Source organism: Actinoplanes sp. NPDC051470, assembly GCF_040682035.1.
In the GTDB taxonomy this organism is placed as follows: domain Bacteria; phylum Actinomycetota; class Actinomycetes; order Mycobacteriales; family Micromonosporaceae; genus Actinoplanes.
Window position 1 is genome coordinate 125404 of sequence record NZ_JBFBAA010000002.1, and the last position, 16335, is coordinate 141738.

At 71.8% G+C, this 16335-nt stretch carries 17 protein-coding genes; 6 read left to right on the forward strand and 11 right to left on the reverse strand.

Annotated features, from left to right (window positions below; genetic code table 11):
* Positions 1–84: 84 nt before the first annotated feature.
* Positions 85–558: a hypothetical protein gene (locus AB0M54_RS05685; RefSeq protein ID WP_364319940.1), complete on the forward strand. Its 474-nt coding sequence runs from the start codon at positions 85–87 to the stop codon at positions 556–558.
* A 450-nt stretch (positions 559–1008) separates the two neighbouring features.
* Positions 1009–2403, forward strand: a complete 1395-nt coding sequence (locus AB0M54_RS05690) for a serine hydrolase domain-containing protein (protein WP_364469341.1) — start codon at positions 1009–1011, stop codon at positions 2401–2403.
* A 433-nt stretch (positions 2404–2836) separates the two neighbouring features.
* Here the strand turns inward: AB0M54_RS05690 and crcB are convergent, their stop codons facing one another.
* From crcB to AB0M54_RS05745, 11 genes are all read right to left on the reverse strand, one after another.
* A complete protein-coding gene (gene crcB / locus AB0M54_RS05695) occupies positions 2837–3211 on the reverse strand; it encodes a fluoride efflux transporter CrcB (protein WP_364469343.1) in 375 nt (124 codons plus the stop codon).
* Positions 3208–3648, reverse strand: coding sequence for a CrcB family protein (locus AB0M54_RS05700; protein WP_364469345.1), 441 nt, complete (start codon positions 3646–3648; stop codon positions 3208–3210). The genes crcB and AB0M54_RS05700 overlap by 4 nt, the downstream gene beginning before the upstream one ends.
* 294 nt (positions 3649–3942) lie before the next feature.
* Complete coding sequence (locus tag AB0M54_RS05705; RefSeq protein ID WP_364319948.1) at positions 3943–4425, reverse strand: hypothetical protein; 483 nt, start codon at positions 4423–4425, stop codon at positions 3943–3945.
* Between the two features lie 142 nt (positions 4426–4567).
* On the reverse strand, positions 4568–5416 hold the full coding sequence (locus tag AB0M54_RS05710; protein ID WP_364319950.1) for an EamA family transporter: 849 nt from the start codon (positions 5414–5416) through the stop codon (positions 4568–4570).
* Between the two features lie 22 nt (positions 5417–5438).
* Positions 5439–7328: a hypothetical protein gene (locus AB0M54_RS05715; RefSeq protein WP_364469347.1), complete on the reverse strand. Its 1890-nt coding sequence runs from the start codon at positions 7326–7328 to the stop codon at positions 5439–5441.
* Positions 7329–7385: 57 nt separating this feature from the next.
* Complete coding sequence (locus AB0M54_RS05720; protein ID WP_364319954.1) at positions 7386–8249, reverse strand: WD40 repeat domain-containing protein; 864 nt, start codon at positions 8247–8249, stop codon at positions 7386–7388.
* Positions 8250–8388: 139 nt separating this feature from the next.
* On the reverse strand, positions 8389–9777 hold the full coding sequence (locus AB0M54_RS05725; RefSeq protein ID WP_364469350.1) for an NAD(P)(+) transhydrogenase (Re/Si-specific) subunit beta: 1389 nt from the start codon (positions 9775–9777) through the stop codon (positions 8389–8391).
* The gene (locus tag AB0M54_RS05730) at positions 9774–10070 is read right to left on the reverse strand and encodes an NAD(P) transhydrogenase subunit alpha (protein WP_364469352.1); all 297 of its coding nucleotides are present in this window, start codon (positions 10068–10070) and stop codon (positions 9774–9776) included. The genes AB0M54_RS05725 and AB0M54_RS05730 overlap by 4 nt, the downstream gene beginning before the upstream one ends.
* Complete coding sequence (locus tag AB0M54_RS05735) at positions 10067–11119, reverse strand: NAD(P) transhydrogenase subunit alpha (RefSeq protein WP_364469354.1); 1053 nt, start codon at positions 11117–11119, stop codon at positions 10067–10069. The genes AB0M54_RS05730 and AB0M54_RS05735 overlap by 4 nt, the downstream gene beginning before the upstream one ends.
* Before the next feature lie 81 nt (positions 11120–11200).
* A complete protein-coding gene (locus AB0M54_RS05740) occupies positions 11201–11809 on the reverse strand; it encodes an SDR family oxidoreductase (protein WP_364469356.1) in 609 nt (202 codons plus the stop codon).
* 22 nt (positions 11810–11831) lie between these two features.
* Positions 11832–12374 (reverse strand): helix-turn-helix domain-containing protein, encoded by a 543-nt coding sequence (locus AB0M54_RS05745; RefSeq protein WP_364469358.1) that lies wholly within the window; start codon positions 12372–12374, stop codon positions 11832–11834.
* A gap of 88 nt (positions 12375–12462) precedes the next feature.
* On the opposite strand from AB0M54_RS05745, the gene AB0M54_RS05750 reads away from it, so the two are divergent.
* From AB0M54_RS05750 to vanX, 4 genes are all read left to right on the forward strand, one after another.
* The gene (locus AB0M54_RS05750) at positions 12463–13317 is read left to right on the forward strand and encodes an SDR family oxidoreductase (RefSeq protein WP_364469360.1); all 855 of its coding nucleotides are present in this window, start codon (positions 12463–12465) and stop codon (positions 13315–13317) included.
* A 415-nt stretch (positions 13318–13732) separates the two neighbouring features.
* Complete coding sequence (locus AB0M54_RS05755; RefSeq protein ID WP_364469362.1) at positions 13733–14698, forward strand: D-isomer specific 2-hydroxyacid dehydrogenase family protein; 966 nt, start codon at positions 13733–13735, stop codon at positions 14696–14698.
* Positions 14691–15737: a D-alanine--(R)-lactate ligase gene (gene vanA / locus AB0M54_RS05760; RefSeq protein WP_364319970.1), complete on the forward strand. Its 1047-nt coding sequence runs from the start codon at positions 14691–14693 to the stop codon at positions 15735–15737. Before AB0M54_RS05755 ends, vanA begins: the two co-directional genes overlap by 8 nt.
* Positions 15727–16335, forward strand: coding sequence for a D-Ala-D-Ala dipeptidase VanX (gene vanX, locus AB0M54_RS05765; protein ID WP_364319972.1), 609 nt, complete (start codon positions 15727–15729; stop codon positions 16333–16335). The genes vanA and vanX overlap by 11 nt, the downstream gene beginning before the upstream one ends.

Below are 16335 nucleotides of genomic sequence, written 5' to 3' on the forward strand. Positions count from 1 at the left end.
CCCGGACCTCCTGCCGATCGGCCGAACCGCCGCGAACCTGAGTCGATCGGCCGGAGGGGGCGGGCCGGCGGTTAGGGTTTCGGGATGACGCAGACCTGGCGGCACCTGCCCGCGGCGGCGCGGCCGATCGCGGCGGCGACGGTCGAGGCGGTGGAGGCGGCGCGGGCCCACGACGTGGAGGCCGTGGACAAAGCGGCGGTCGAGCTGGGTGCGCTGGACGCCGCCCAGGTGGGTCTGATCCTGGGTACGACCGTACGGGTGCTGCTGGAACGAACCCATCCCGACGGCGTCGACGGCGACGACGTGCGCGCGGTGCTCGAACGCTGCACCCGCACCTCGGCCGCCTGGCACCCGGAGGTCGACCCGCACGTCCTCCTGATCCTGCTGGCCGGCGCCCTCGGCGTGCACGACGACGACGAGACCGCGCCGCGCCCGTCCCCCGAGACCCTGGCCCGGCACAGCGCGCTGCTGCTGGCCGACCTCGCTCCCGGCGCCGACCTGACGCCGCATCTGAACGCGGCGCTGGCCGAGATCGAACGCGCCCAGCTCAACGACTGACCCTTAGACCCTGGTAAATAAGGGGTCTGGGTGCTCGGCGGCCAGGGTGAAGATCGACGGTCGGGCTCGCGTCCGGCGTGGTGGCGTGACATGAGGAAGGGCTCCGTCCGGCCCGTGGCCGGCTCCGCCGGTCGTGTCGATCATGGATTCTTCGCCACCCCGCAGACCGCATCGACCTCGGCCGCGGGCTGGGGCATCCGCTGGGGTGTCCGGTCGCCATCGGCTGCTGGTGACCACGCCGGGTTCGACGAGGTCCAGGCCGGGGAAGTTCGGGACGCGTCCGCCCGGCGGCGCTTGGATCGCTGACTGGACGATTGACCTCCGTAGGTTTGCGAACCCTTCGTGCGGCTGACCAGAACCTTCCTCAGTGGTGCCAAATAGCGCCACTCATGATGCCATTGTGAGCCAACATGGCTTGCTGTGGCGTCATAGACGTGCCATCTTGATGCCATGGACCTTTACGTGGACAACTCTGGAGCCGTGACACACGGCATCCCCGGCAAGGCTGAGCACAAGGTTCCAGGAGTAACCAGCGGTACCGAAAACAACAGGGTCCGGATAGTGCGGGTCTTGCGGCGAGTGGGGGTCACGGCGCTGGCGGTCACGCTGCTGGCCGGGGTGGGCGCACCCGGGGTGGCCGGCGCGGACAGCATGGCCGTGCCCAAGGTCGCTGCAGGGCAGGATCGCCCGGAGCTGCAGGAGGCCATCCAGGAGATAGTCGATGCCGGGTTGGCCGGGGTGCAGTTGCGCGTGCACGATGAGCGGGGCGACTGGGTCGGCAGCGCCGGGGTGCGCAAGCTGGGCGAGGCCGCGAAGCCGCCGACAAGCGGGCGGTTCCGGATCGGCAGCAACACCAAGACCTTCACCGCGGCCCTGGTGCTGCAACTGGTGGCCGAAGCCAAGATCGGGCTGGACACCCCGGCGGTCTATTACCTGCCCAAGTTCGGGCTGGACCGGCGGATCACGGTGCGGATGCTGCTGCAACACACCAGCGGTTTGTTCAACTTCACCGGCGAGTACTACGACGACGGGACGGTCGTGCCGGGGATCCCGTGGGCGGGCAAGGAGTGGGTGGACAACCGATTCCACACCTACCGGCCGGAGGAGCTGGTGCGGTTCGCGTTGTCCAATCCGCCGCGCTTTGAGCCGGGGACGGACTGGAACTACTCCAACACCAACTACGTGCTGGCCAGGCTGCTGATCGAGAAAGTCACCGGCCGCTCGTACGCCGACGAGATGCAGCGGCGGATCTTGCGGCCGCTCGGGCTGCGGGACACCGTGGTACCGGGCACCTCGCCCGAGATCCGCGGGCCGCACGCCCACAGCTACTACCGATACGAGGATGCCGGGCAGTGGAAGACTGTCGACATCACCCGCCAGAACCCCTCCTGGATCTCTAGCGCCGGTGACATGATCTCGACCACCGAAGATCTCCACACGTTCTTCTCCGCGCTGCTGGGCGGGAGACTCCTCCCGGGCCGGCTGCTGGCCGAAATGCGCAAGCCTGACCCGAAGAGCGGCGCCTACGGCTACGGCCTCGGGCTGATGGTGCAGGACACGGGCCCGAACTGCAGCGGCACCATACTCACCCACAACGGCAGCGTCCAAGGCTCCGCGGCGCTGATGTACAGCACGCCCGACGGCACCAGGACCCTAGAAGCCTCCATCACCTACGTGGACGACGTCGCGATGTCCAAGGCACAGGCGGGCAAGAAGGCGATACAGAAGCTCTTCAACGTGGTGTTCTGCGGCGGGCAGGCCGGGTTGGCCGCCGAGGCCGAGCCGGCTCAAACGACGGGGTCGAACACCCTGGGCCCCGTCGCCTTGAGGGCGGACACCCTCTGACCGGCGGCTGAGGGAGTGCCTGCTCGGCCGTGTCGCCTGCCTAAATCAGGGTCAGGGGGGACAGTCGACGATGCCGTAAACGCGGTCGAAGGGGTGGACGGCCAGACGTCGTCGCGTTGGATCGCCCAGTAGAGGTCGCCCCGGGTGCCCGTTCGGCCGTGCAGGGTGGGTAGCGGATCGCAGGGTGGGTAGCGGATCGCGTCCACAACGTCGCGGCGCGGGTAAATGATCGGGCGTCCGCGGCAGGTCCCGGCGGGCACGTGCGGGGCCAGGACCTGCCATTCGGCGTCGCTGGTGTCGGACGGGGTAATGCCGGGGCCGGGTGGTCGGCAGGTGATCGGCGAGGGAGGCCGGGGTGGTCGACACGGCGGCCCCGGCGACAAGGTATACAGACAGGGTTGGGCCTTCGGAGCTCGGGCTGCGCGGTCCTTGCTCAACCGAGCAGCGCGGCTGCGAGATGGCTGGCGAGATAGGCGGCGGCGAGGCCGGCGACCACACTGCCGATCGCGTTGGCGGCGGCGCGGAACATCGCGCCGGTCTCGGCCAGGCGGACCGTCTCCAAGGAGAAGGTGGAATAGGTGCTCAGCGTCGCGCACAGGCCCGGCCCGATCAGGTGTTGCAGGGCGTCGGGCACCGCGACCGCGCCCGCGGCGCCGGTGAGCAGACCGAGGCCGATGCAGGCGGCCAGGTTCGCGACGAACGTCCCCCACGGGAACGCCGTGCCGAAGCGGGCCTGCATGGCCCGGTCGATCAGATAGCGCAGGGGCGCGCCGATCATGGCGCCGGCGATGACCATCAGCCAGTTCACGCGGACTCCGTCCTGGTCAGCCCACGGGTGACGGCGGCCGCGCCCCATAGCGCGAGCAGCGCCGCCGCCAGAGTGGCGACGAGGTAGATCAGCGCGACGCCGGGCAGGCCGCCGTCGAACAGGTGCTGCGCGTCGATGACGTAGGTGGAGAACGTGGTGTAGCCGCCGAGCACCCCGGTGCCGAGGAACGGCCGGATCAGCGGGTGAGGCCGGGGTCGCTCGGTGATCAGAACCATGAGGACACCCATCAGGGCGCAACCGGTGACGTTGATCCAGAACGTGGTCCAGGGGAAGGCGCCGGGCGTGGTCGGCCAGAGGAGGCCGGCACCGTAGCGGGCGCAGGCGCCCAGCACGCCGCCGGCCGCGATCACGGCGAGGATCTGTGCCTGCCGGGGCGGCCTGGGGTGGTCCGGCCGGCCGAGGACGGGGTCGGTCACGGTCGGCGTCTCCTACCTGATGGTCTTCACCCCGCATGCGGGCGCGCACGACGAGGGCCAGGTAAGGACTGTTGGCGGCCGCGCACGGCCACGGTTCCGGTCCGGCGAGCCCCACCGTCGCGCAGCCGGCCGACCAGGTTAGCGCCGGCCGGGCGCTGGTGCCTGACCGGACGCGAGGTCCCGGAGGGCGCCTGCCCGCCCAGAATACCGATCATGTTGCCGAGAAGCCGTCGGTGGTAGCGCGACACAAGGGACCCCGCCGATCGCGCCGGCTCGGTGGGCGCCGCGGTTGGCTCAGGGCTGGTTGGTGAGCGCGGCGGGTTCGGGCGGCAGGGGGTCGTCGTTGGCGACCGTGGCCGCGACGATCAGGGCGGCGGCGTCCTCGAGGAGTGCCGCCGGCACCGCGAAATGGTGTTGCGCGGCGAAGGCCCGCCAAGCCGCCCCGGCGTAGCTGGCGCCGACCGCCGTGGCCGCGGCGGCGATGGTGGGCAGCACGACGTTGGTGTGGTTGCGCCGGGCGTACAGGAAGCCGGCCAGCCCTCCCAGCACCAGGCGCCCGCCGAGTGGGGCGGGGCGCAGCCGGCTGGGCGTACCCGGGAGTTTGTCGGCGATGAGCTCGCCCGCCGCGCCCGCCGCCGCCGCGGCCCTGACCCACGGGTTGCCGGTTCGTTGGGCGAGGGCGGCGAGAGGGGTGGCGCTGCGTGCGCCGGCGGCGGCTCCGAGGAGCGCGGCGCGGGCAATGACGTCGGTACGCACGAACGAGCCCGTACCCATCATGATCCGGACCAAAACCCCGATCCGCCGGACCGAACCGGCAGCGAAGCCGCCGGGCCGAACCTGGCGGCTGAGCTGCGGACCGTACCCGGCGGCTAGGTGGCGGGCGAACCCGGCGGCTGAGCGGCGGGCCGGGTTCGGCGGGTCAGCTGCCGGTGACGATCAGGACGATCGCGGCGGCCGAGGCGGCCAGGCCGGTGCGCTGGCTGCGGTTCATGCGTTCGTGCAGGATGATCGCGGCCAGGGTGACCGTGACGGCGGGGTAGAGGCCGGTCAGTACGGCGGCGATGGTCAGCTGCCCGGCGCCGGTGGCCAGCAGGAACAGCAGGTTGCCGCAGGAGCCCAGGAAGCCGCAGGCGCCGCCCCAGCGGAGGGCCGCGCCGAGGGGGAGGGGGCGGCCGGCGCGCCGCATCGAGCGGATCTGTGGCGCCGCCACGGCCAGGACAACGATGAGGGCGACGACCTGGCCGGGCAGCAGCGGCCAGGCCCCGCCGTCGGCGCCGGCCCGGTCGAGGGCCACGAACAGCACGCCGAAGCCGACGCCGGCCCCGAGGCCGTAGCCGATGTCGGCCGGTCGGAAGGCGCCGCCGTCGGAGGACCGGGAGGCCAGGGCCACGGCGGGCAGCGCCAGCAGGATGCCGGCCCAGCCCCACCAGGTCAGCCGGTCGCCGGCCAGCAGGCCGACCACGGCGGGCAGCGCCGCGGTGATCACCGCGCTCAGCGGCGCGACGACGCTCATGCGGCCGACGGCGAGGCCGCGGAGCAGGCAGGCGTTGCCGATGCCGCTGCCCAGGCCGCTGATCGCCCCCCACAGCAGCACGTGCGGGGTCGGGGTTCCGCCGATCGCCAGCACCGAGACGACGGCGGCCAGGACGCCGACGATCTGCACGGCGATCGGGATCAGGGCGGGGTGGGAGCGGCGGCCGCCGAGGCCGCCGACGAAATCGCCGACGCCGTAGCTGAGCGCGGCGAACAGGGCCAGGGCGACGGTCACGTCCCCAGGTCTACCAGGTGGCTCAGGTCAGCCGATCACGGACGGCCGACCAGAGGCGCCGGCCCAGCCGGGTACGCCGGACGAACCGGAACCGCCGCACCGCGATGCCGAGCAGCCGCCGGGCGGGGATGGTCCGCCGGGGCGCGGTGAGCCGGCGGTACGTGGTGGGGGTGACGTGGCGTACCGCGTCCGGCTGGAGGGTGTGGGTGGCGACGGCCAGGGTGGTGAACTGCTGGAGCAGCGACGACCGCCGGTGGGCCGCGGGTGCGCCGCCGACGCAGTCGCGCAGGGCCTCGCGGACGGCGGCGGGCCGGATGATCGCGGTCAGCGGGCCGCCGGTGGTGTCCAGCAGGTCGCTGATGGCCGGCACGCCGTCGCCGTCCCAGACGGCCGTGGCGGTCGACCGGGTGACCGCCCGGCCGCTGACGAACGGCACGTCCGACCATTCGGGGATGAAGCGGTCGAGGACACCGCGGTGCAGCGTCCACGCCCGCTTCTCGGGGGCGGTCAGCGCGAACGACGCGGCCACGAACGCCGGTGAGAGGAACGGGGTGAACACGCCGAACAGGTACGCCGAGGTGTACCAGCGGCGGACCCGTTCGACCAGGTAGACGTAGTCCACGATGGCCTGACCTTCGAGGCCGAGGGCGTCGGCGCGGTCGGCCACGGCGGCGATGCGGGCGCGTTCGGCGGCGTGCGCGTCCGGGTCCATCGTGCCGGCCGGGACGGCGCTGGTCAGGTGGCTGACGGCGGTCCGCCGGGCGACGTCCCGGTCCAGGTCGGTGGCGGGATCGGCCGGATACCAGTACGCGACCGCGAGTTCGCCGCCGGCGCCGCTGATCGACGCGCCGCGCGGGGTGGGCAACTGGCGCGCGGCGGCCCGGCGCACCACGTACGTGGACGGGAACTGGAAGTCGTAGAGATCCTGCAGGCGCCGGGTGCGGTCGGCCAGCTTCACCCCGAGCACGTCGGCGGGGGCGGCGACGTGGGCCAGCCGGTGCGGCGGCTCGATCCCGTGTTTCGCCCGGGCGATCCGCATCAGCTCCTGGGCCGTCTCACCCTCGGCCGGCACATCCACATTGGTGGAGAAGCCGACCGACCGGCCGGTGGCCAGGAACGCCGCCGCGATCACCCGGGAGTCCTTGCCGCCGGACAGGCCGATAGTGATGTCGTCGCCGTACAGGCCGTCGATGCCCTTGGCCGTGGCCAGCAGGCCCTCGGTGGCGAGGGCGACGGCGGCGTCCGGCCCGGCCGCCCGCGCGGCCAGGCCCGAGGCGACCACGTCGTCGACCGACCGCCGCCGCGATGAGGTCACGGTCCAGCCGCCGTCCGGGCGCCGGGCGCCGGTGAACCGCTCGCCGGGGCTGATCAGCCGCACGCCGCGGATGGGGGAGCGGTCGCCGCCGAAGTGCCCGCTCGCGGTGTACGAGCACCAGCCCTCGACGTCCGGCTCACGGGCGCCCCAGAGGAACGCGGCGAGCAGGCTGGGCCGGTCGGCGAAGGCGGTGACACCGTTCGCGGTCGCGGTGAACAGCCGTCCCATGCCCAGCCAGTCCTGCTGGATCGCGAACCGCTCGGCACGGTCGACCGCGATCAACGTGAAGGGTGGCACCACGTCGGCGTGCACGTCTTCGCCGGCGAGCAGCCGCCCGGCCAGCCGGACCGGGCCGCCGGAGGTGTCGAGCCCGACCGGCAGCCCGAGCGACACCGCGGTGATGCCGTCGCCGGTCGCGACGACCGGCCACCGGAACGGTCCCGGCGGCGCGTGGCGCACCCGCACACCCCAGTCGTCGCCGCCGATCTCGTGGCGCCGATATTCGTCGGGGATCAACGGCGCCGCGGCGGCCGCGTGACGCTCGATCCATTCAACCGCAACCGGTTTCTCGGCGAACCACGCCATCACCCCGTACACGCGGCCGGACAGTAGTGGCGGTCGCAAGATCAAGTCAATCGACGTCCGCCAATGGATCTACCCCGCTTCGGAGCCGTCGGCCATGCGCAGGATGGTCACGTGGCCGCGGTTTCCGACGACGGCGATCAGGCCGGAGGCGACCGCCATCGCGGCGGGTGGCGTCCCGTCGCCCGGCCGGTGCCACCAGATGTCGCGATCGGCGCCGAGCGCCGTGAGCGAGCCGTCGGTGGCCGCCACCACCAGGGCCCGGCTGTCCTCGGAGAACGCCAGGGCGGCCGGCGCGGGGGCGCGGTGCCGGATGCCGGCCACCCGTTCGAGTTCGTGGTCGACGATCTCGATCAGGCCGTCCTCGTGCGCGAGGGCCAGCAGGCTGCCGGAATGCGCCGAGGCGACGACCCGGCCGGTCAGCAGGCGCGACTTCGCGAACTGGGTCGCCGGGTTCCACATCTCGAGGTGGCCGAGGTGGGAGACCAGGACGGTGGCGGAGGCCCAGCCGTACGCGGCGATGACCAGCCCTTCGATCGACCGGCCCCGGCGCGCCCGCGGGGTGCCGTCGGTGTCCCACACCGTGATGTGCCCGACCGAGGTGGCGCCGAACAGCCGTTTGCCCTCGGACAGCCAGGCCAGGTGTTGCGGCCGTTCCCGCGAGCCGGGCATCGTCGCGGTGAGCTGGGGCGGGCGGTCGTCGACGACGCGCCAGCCGGCCACGCTGCCGTCGGCCGAGATGGTCGCGAGCAGGGCCACGGCGGCGGGGTTCCAGGCGGCCACGGTGATTCCGCCTCCGCCGCTCAGGGCGCCCATCTGGACCGGGCGGCCGGGCGACGACGTGTCCCAGAGGATCAGCTCGCGGCTGGGCGATCCGAGCGCGAGCCGGTTCCCGTCCCCGCGGAATGCGATCGCGATATTTCGATCGGCGGACAATGGCCCCTCACACGCGAGAACATGTGACAAGTGAGCCGCCGCCACGGCAAACATCTGTCGGGTCAGATTGCGGATTCATATTCGAGCATGATCATGGCATTGGCAAGGGCCGATCATCGGGTTGCCTCGAAAGGCCGAATTATTGAGGTGCGTACTCGCGCAGGCCGGTGAGCAGGGCGCCGAGGCCGCGCTTGGCGTCGGCGAACAGCATCGAGGTGTTCGGCAGCGCGTACAGCTCGTTGTCGATGCCGGCGTAGCCATGGCCCAGCGAGCGCTTGATGACGATGACGCCGCGAGCCCGGTCGACGTCCAGGATCGGCATTCCCGAGACGGCGTTGCCGGGCCGGCGGGCGGCCGGATTGGTCACGTCGTTGGCCCCCACGACCAGCACGATGTCCGTACCCGGGAACGCGGGGTTGATCTCCTCGAGGTCCTTGAGCTGCTCGTAGGGCGCGTCGGCCTCGGCCAGCAGCACGTTCATGTGACCGGGCATCCGGCCGGCCACCGGGTGGATGCCGTAGCTGACGTGCACGCCACGCTCGGCCAGCGCCCGGGCCAGGGCGACCACCTCGTGCTGGGCCTGCGCCGCGGCCAGGCCGTAACCCGGGACCACCACGACCTTCTTCGCGTACGCCAGCTGGAGCGCCGCGTCCTCGGCGGTGATCTCGCGGACCGGCGCCCCGCCGACGGCCGCGGGGGACTCGTCGCCGGTGCCGTAGCCACCGGCCAGGATCGAGCCGATCGACCGGTTCATCGCCGTGGCCATGAGCTGGGTCAGGATCGCGCCCGCGGCGCCGACCAGGGCGCCCGCGATGATCAGCGGGCTGCTGCCCACGATGAACCCGGCCATCGCGACGGCCGTGCCGGTGCAGGCGTTGAGCAGCGAGATCACCACCGGCATGTCGGCGCCGCCGATCGGCAGGGTCAGCAGCACCCCGGCGGCCAGCGCCGCGACCGCGATCCCGCCCAGCGCCGCGACGCCGCCCCGGCCGGTCAGGTGCAGCCCGGCCAGCGTGACCGTGGCCAGCGCGAGCAGCAGCGTGATCCACCGCCCGCCGGGCACGATCAGCGGCCGGCCCGGGATCAGCCCGGCGAGCTTGCCCGAGGCGACCAGGGAGCCGCTCAGGGTCAGGGCGCCGATGACGAGGTCGAGCACCGTCGTGATCAGGGCCGTGGCGTGCCCGAGCGCGTCACCCAGGGCGATCAGGGCGGCCGCGCCGCCGCCGACCGCGTTGAACAGGCTGACCAGCTGGGGCATGGCGGTCATCTGGACCCGGCGGGCGGCGACCAGCCCGGCCACGCCGCCGGCGGCGACGCCCGCGGCCAGGGCGACGACCGCGCCCGCGGTGATCTGGCCGCCGTGGACCAGCACGGCCACCGTGGCCAGGACGGCGACGCCCATCCCGGCCGCCGACACCTGGTTGCCGCGGCGGGCGGTGGCCGGCGCGTTCATCAGGTGGAGCCCGATCACGAAGCAGCTCGCGCAGGCGAGATAGACCAGGTGGACCGTGGTGTCGAAGCCGCTCATGACCGCGCCTTCCGGCCGGTGCGGAACATGGTCAGCATGCGGTCGGTGACCACGTAGCCGCCGGTGACGTTCATCGCCGCGAAGGCCGCCGCGACGAACACGACAACATACCCGGCCAGGGAGTTCGTGGTGGCCGCGAGCAGCATCACGCCGACGATGACGATGCCGTGGATCGCGTTGGCGCCGGACATCAGCGGCGTGTGCAGCGTGGCCGGCACCTTGCTGATCACCTCGAAGCCGACCAGGACGGCCAGCACGAAGACGGTGATGTCGGCCATCAGCAGCGCGCTCATGACGCCACCCCCTCGGCGACCGGGCTGATCAGCAGGGCGGCGTGCACCTCGTCGGCCGGGTCGATCGGGAGCGTGGCGAGAAGGGCACAGACATTTCTCGAGTACGCCGCGGAGGCCGCTTCCGGAACCCGGGCGGCCAAGTCGGGCGCCCGGACGATGGTGACGCCCGGTGAAGAGGCATCGGCGACGTTGCCGCCCACGTCGACGACGACCGCGCCGGGTCGCAGCTCGGCGATCGCCGACGCGGTGACGAGCAGGGGAGGCCGCCCGCCGAAGACCTGGGCCGCCGTGATCACGATGTCGAAACCGGCCACCGCCTCGTCGAGCGCCCGCCGCTGCTCGGCCGCCTCCTCGTCGGTCAGGCGCCGGGCATAGCCGCCCTCGCCGGTGGCCGCCGGGGCGTCCAGGGTGAGGACAGCCGCGCCGGTCGAGGCGATGTCGGCGCGGGCGGCGGCCCGGACGTCGTACCCGGTGACCACCGCGCCCAGCCGCCGGGCCGTCGCGATCGCCTGGAGTCCGGCGATCCCGGCGCCGAGCACCAGCACCCGTGCCGGGCGGGTGGTGCCGGCCGCGGTGACCAGCATCGGCAGGAAGCCGCCGTATGCGTCGGCGGCCAGCAGCGCGGCCTTGTAGCCGGCCACATTGGCCTGTGAGGTGAGCGCGTCCATGGCCTGGGCCCGGCTGAGCGTGCGGGGCAGCCGGTCGAGGCTGAGCGCGGTCACCCCGGCCGCGGCCAGCCGTTGTGGCGCCCCGGGATCGTCGAGCGGGCCCAGCAGCCCGATCAGCGTCTGTCCGCTGTGCAGCGCGTCGAGGTCGTCCGGTGGGCGCAGGCACAGCACGATGTCGCTGTCGGCGTACACCTGCGCGCGGCCGGCGACCCGGGCGCCCGCCGCCGCGTACGCCTCGTCCCGGTGCCAGGCGCCCGCGCCGGCCCCGGTCTCGACGACGACCTCGTGACCGGCGCCGCGCAGCCGGCCGACATCGGCCGGCACCAGCGCCACGCGCCGTTCCCCGGGGGCCGTCTCGCGGATCACGCCGATCGTCGTCATGGACGCTCCGTTCGCCGCGGGCCTGAACCTTCGTTAAGTAGAGAGGCAACACCCGCGGGGCGCGTGGGTCAAGCGGTCACCTCATTCGGCCAGGCTCGGCGCCCGTCGCGACCACCGGTGCTGATCAAGCTCCTCGACGATGAAGCCGGCCAGGTCGGCGCGGGTGATCCGCAGGCCACCGGGCGGCATCTCGTTGTCGCCGACCCGATAGGCGCCGGTGGCCGGGCGGTCCTGGAGGTACGTCGGGCGGACGAACGTCCAGTCGAGGTCGGTGGCGCGCACGATGTCCTCCATGCGCCGCATGTCGGCGTACAGGTCCTTGGCGATCGGCCGCACCAGGTAGCGGTACCACCAGGAGAAGTTCGGGTCGTCGGGGCGCACGCCGACCGAGCTGATCGTGAGCAGCCGGGTGACGCCGGCCGCCCGCATCGCCTCGACCGTGGCTCGCGCGCCCGCCGAGTAAAGCCCGTTCGACCGGCGCCCGGGTGGTCCGATCGCCGACACGACCACATCGTGACCGCGGATCGCGTCCCGCAGGCTCGCCGGGTCGCGCACGTCGGCGCGGACCTCGTGAGAAAGATTCGATGGGGTGCGGACGGCAGCGGTGACCTGATGGCCGGCCCGCGCCGCCTCCTCGACAATCAGGCGACCGGTACGCCCGGCGGCCCCCAGAACGACGACACGACTCATGCCCGAACAGTGACCCCGGCCGTCAACCTCCACTGTGTCCGGCCGGGCCGCCGATGCCCTCGATGGCGAGCGTGACCAGCCGGGCCGCGTCGGTGGCGTCGCGGGTGGCCAGCGAGACCGCGTTGGCCACGGTCAGCAGGTCGTCGATGGCGACGTCGGCCCGGACGTCCCCGGTCGCCTGGGCCCGCCGCATCAGCGTGCCGCCGGCGTCGCGCAGCATGACCTCGCAGTCGCTGACCGCGGGCGTCGCGTAGAGCATGGCCTCGGCCAGCCCGCGGGTGGTCGCACCGAACACGGCCAGGTCGCGCAGCCAGCCGGCCAGCGCCCGGCCCGGATCGGCGGCCGTGCTCAGCTCGCGGGCCTTCGCGCAGAGCACCTCGACGCGGTCGTGGAACACCGCCTCGAGCAGCGACTGGCGCGAGGGGAAGTGGCGATGGAGCGTGGCCGAGCCGACGCCGGCGTCGCGGGCGATCTTCTCCAGCGAGGCATCCGCGCCGGACCGGGCGATCTCGGCCTCGGCCGCCGCCAGGATCTGGTCGTAGTTGCGTTTCGCGTCGGCTCTCATGTGTCCGAGATCCTAGGTCGTTGACAAGTGGGGTGCCACCCCAGTTAAGTGGGGCGGTACCCCATTTCAACCGGACGAGGGAGCGACGATGAAGCGTGTGGTGCTGGTGACCGGGGCGAGCAGTGGCTTCGGGCGGCTGACCGTGGAAGCGCTGGCCGACCGCGGTCACCGGGTCTTCGCCGGGCTGCGGGACGTGCGGGGGCGCAATGCGAAGGCGGCCGCGGAGCTCACGGCGTACTCGCCGGATCTGACCGTCGTCGAGCTCGACGTGACCGATCAGGCGGCGGCGGACCGGGCGGTCGCGGCGGTGCTGGACGACGCCGGGCGGCTGGACGCGGTGGTGAACAACGCCGGGATGATCTTCGCGGGGCCGGTCGAGGCGTTCACCGACCAGGAGGCGGCGCGGCAGCTCGACGTGAACGTGCTCGGGGCGCTGCGGGTCAGCCGGGCCGCGTTGCCCCAGCTCCGGCGGCAGAGGAGTGGCGTGCTGATCCAGATCGGATCGATCGCCGGGCGGGTCACCGTGCCGTTCTCGGGGCTGTACGCGGCGAGCAAGGCGGCGCTGGGCAGCCTGACCGAGGCGTGGCGGCACGAGCTCGCGCCGTTCGGGGTGGAGTCGGTGGTCGTCGAGGCGGCGCCGTACCCGACCAGCATCGGCGCCAACGGCGCGTTCCCGGCCGACGCCGAGCGGATGGAGCCCTACGGCGCGGCGCTCGGCGGTTTTGTCGCCGCCATCACCACCCGCTCGGCGGAACACGGCGGCGACGCGCGCGAGGTGTCCGACGCCGTGGTGGCCTTGGTCGAGACCGCGGACGGCGAGCGGCCCCCGCGGGTCGTGGTCGCCCCGCCGGTCCAGGTCGCGGCGCTGGGTTCGTTGAGCCAGGCGGCCGAGGAGACCGCCCGGATCGTGGCCGGGGACATGGGTGTCGGGGCGTTTGTGTAATTTCCGGAGGACCTGATCGAGGAGCTCATGATCACTCCACACCGACGCGCGAATTGCTCACTCTCCGGTGATGACGAACGTGGCGCGGCTGTGTATCCTCGGGCCGCATGAGTGACTTCGAGCAGGTGCCGGCCCCTCGGTGCTGTGGTCGCCGATCGACTCTCTGTGATGGCCGCTCTCGCTCGTAGGGCTGGTTCTTACCTATCCATGGCACTCGGGCCCGCGCCAGATGCTGATATACCGCAGAGCAGTGCCGCCGAGGGCCCGCGGCGCGCGTTGGTTATCCTCGGCTGCTGGATTTGCTGCTCGTGACGGCAACCCGCCGTGGCCGCGCGCTCACCGGCAACGCAGCGTCGTGAGTGGGGACAAGCTGGACGGCGCGGCTCGGGCCACGCCGACACGGAAGGAACCGCACGTGACGCTGGGAATCACGATCTATGGCTGTGAGCGGGACGAGGCCGTCCTGTTCCGGTCGGCGGCGCCCCGGCTGGGCGTGGTACCCACCATCACGGACGAGCCGATATGCGAGGCCAACGTCGCCCTGGCGCACGGCAACCGGCACATCAGCGTCAGCCACAAGACGAGGATCACCAACGCCACGCTCGACGCGCTCAAGCAGGCCGGCGTGGAGTACATCTCGACCCGGAGCATCGGTTTCAACCACATCGACATCGCGTACGCCGCGTCCGTCGGGCTCGCGGTCGAGAACATCGTCTACTCGGCCGACAGCGTGGGCGACTACACCCTGATGCTCATGCTGATGGCGGTGCGGAACGCGAAGTCGATCATCCGGCGGGGCGACATCCACGACTACCGGCTGCACGACGTCCGCGGGCGGGAACTGCGCGACATGACCGTCGGCGTGGTCGGCACCGGGCGCATCGGTTCCGCGGTGATCGACCGGCTGCGCGGGTTCGGCTGCCAGATCATGGCGTACGACAGCAACGCGGCCAACCCCTTGGTCAACGCCACCCTCGACGAACTGCTCCAGCAGAGCGACATCGTCACGCTGCACACGCCGCTGCACGCCGACACGTACCACCTGCTGAACCGTCAGCGCATCGAGCAGATGAAGCCCGGCGCCTACGTCATCAACACCGGGCGCGGCCCGCTGATCGACACCGAGGCGCTGATCTCGGCCCTGGAGAACGGCAAACTGGGCGGCGCGGCGCTGGACGTCCTCGAAGGCGAGGAAGGCATCTTCTACGCCGACCGCAGCCGGACACCCATCGAGAACAAGTCCCTGCTGCGGCTGCAGGAGATGCCGAACGTGTTCGTCAGCCCGCACACGGCGTTCTACACCGATCACGCCTTGAGCGACACTGTTGAAAATTCCATCAGGAACTGTCTGAAGTTTGAAAGCGAGAATCAGCGTGGCTAGGACGAAAATCGGAATCCTCTTCGGCGGCCAGTCCGAGGAGCACCCCATCTCGATCAAGTCCGCGCAGGAGGTCGCCAAGAGTCTCGACCCCGAGAAGTACGAGCCCTTCTACGTCGGGATCGCGAAGGACGGCGCCTGGAAGCTCTGCGACGCCCCCGGCCCGGACTGGGAGGCCGGCAACACCCGGCCGGCCGTGCTGTCGCCCGACGCCAGCGTGCGTGGACTGCAGATCCTCGAGGAGGACGGCTACCGCACGGTCGAGCTGGACGTGGTGTTCCCGGTGCTGCACGGCAAGATGGGCGAGGACGGCGCGATGCAGGGCCTGCTCGAGCTGTCCGGCCTGCCCTACGTGGGGTGCGATGTGCAGAGTTCCGCTCTGTGCATGGACAAGTCCCTGGCCTACGTCGTGACCAAGGCGGCCGGGATCCCGACCCCCAAGTTCTGGATCGTCACGCCCAGCCAGGGCATCGACGCCGACCAGCTCGACTACCCGGTGTTCGTGAAGCCGGCCCGGTCGGGTTCGTCGTTCGGCGTCAGCAAGGTGACCAGCAAGGAAGAGCTGAGCGAAGCGCTGGCCGTCGCGCGGCAGTACGACTCGAAGGTGCTGATCGAGGAAGCCGTCGTGGCCAGCGAGGTCGGCTGCGCCGTGCTGGGCAACGGCACCGATCTGTTCGTCGGCGTGCCCGACCGGATCGCGCTGTCCCACGGCTTCTTCCGGATCCACCAGGAGGAGAAGCCCGAGGAGGGCTCCGAGAACTCCACCTTCGTCGTCCCGGCCGACATCTCCGAGGCGCTGATCAAGCTGGCCCAGGAGACCGCGAAGGCGATCTACTCCGCGCTCGGCTGCCGGGGGCTGGCCCGGGTGGACATGTTCCTCACCGAGGGCGGCGACTTCATCCTCAACGAGGTCAACACGCTGCCGGGGATGACCTCCTACAGCCGCTACCCGCGGATGATGAAGGCGGCCGGGCTCTCGCTCGGCGACGTGATCGACCGGCTGGTGTCGGCGGCGCTGGCGGTCAAGTCCGATGGAAACTGACTTCTCCTACGTCGACGAGGCCGTGCCCGGCGTCCGCTGGGACGCCAAGTACGCCACCTGGGACAACTTCACCGGCAAGCCGGTGGATGGTTACCTGGTGAACCGGATCGTCGGCTCCAACGCCCTGTGTGAGGCCCTCGCCGCCGCGCGGGACAAGGCGGCCACGCTGGGTTTCGGGCTGCTGCTCTGGGACGGCTACCGCCCCCAGCGCGCCGTCGACCGCTTCATGCGGTGGGCCGAGGAGCCCGACGACGACCGGATCAAGCAGCGGTACCACCCGCGGATCAGCCGGGCCGACATGTTCGAGAAGGGGTACGTGGCCACCAAGTCCGGCCACACCCGCGGCAGCACGGTCGACCTGACGATCTACCACCTGGCCACCGGCGAGCTCACGCCGATGGGTGGCGACCATGACCTGATGGACGAGCTCTCCCATCACGGCGCCGAGGGGGTCGGGCCGGACGAGGCGCGGAACCGCCAGCAGCTGCGCTCGATCATGGAGTCCGCCGGGTTCCTGGCGTACGCCAACGAGTGGTGGCACTACACCCTCGAGAACGAGCCCTACCCGGACACCTACTTCGATTTCCCGGTCGAGTAG

Bases quoted from the DNA above. Each gene is read 5' to 3' on its own strand.
- AB0M54_RS05685 (WP_364319940.1), top strand. From the start codon at position 85: ATGACGCAGACCTGGCGGCACCTGCCCGCGGCGGCGCGGCCGATCGCG.
- AB0M54_RS05690 (WP_364469341.1), top strand. From the start codon at position 1,009: ATGGACCTTTACGTGGACAACTCTGGAGCCGTGACACACGGCATCCCC.
- AB0M54_RS05705 (WP_364319948.1), bottom strand. From the start codon at position 4,425: ATGATGGGTACGGGCTCGTTCGTGCGTACCGACGTCATTGCCCGCGCC.
- AB0M54_RS05725 (WP_364469350.1), bottom strand. From the start codon at position 9,777: ATGAGCGGCTTCGACACCACGGTCCACCTGGTCTATCTCGCCTGCGCG.
- AB0M54_RS05730 (WP_364469352.1), bottom strand. From the start codon at position 10,070: ATGAGCGCGCTGCTGATGGCCGACATCACCGTCTTCGTGCTGGCCGTC.
- AB0M54_RS05735 (WP_364469354.1), bottom strand. From the start codon at position 11,119: ATGACGACGATCGGCGTGATCCGCGAGACGGCCCCCGGGGAACGGCGC.
- AB0M54_RS05740 (WP_364469356.1), bottom strand. From the start codon at position 11,809: ATGAGTCGTGTCGTCGTTCTGGGGGCCGCCGGGCGTACCGGTCGCCTG.
- AB0M54_RS05745 (WP_364469358.1), bottom strand. From the start codon at position 12,374: ATGAGAGCCGACGCGAAACGCAACTACGACCAGATCCTGGCGGCGGCC.
- AB0M54_RS05750 (WP_364469360.1), top strand. From the start codon at position 12,463: ATGAAGCGTGTGGTGCTGGTGACCGGGGCGAGCAGTGGCTTCGGGCGG.
- vanX (WP_364319972.1), top strand. From the start codon at position 15,727: ATGGAAACTGACTTCTCCTACGTCGACGAGGCCGTGCCCGGCGTCCGC.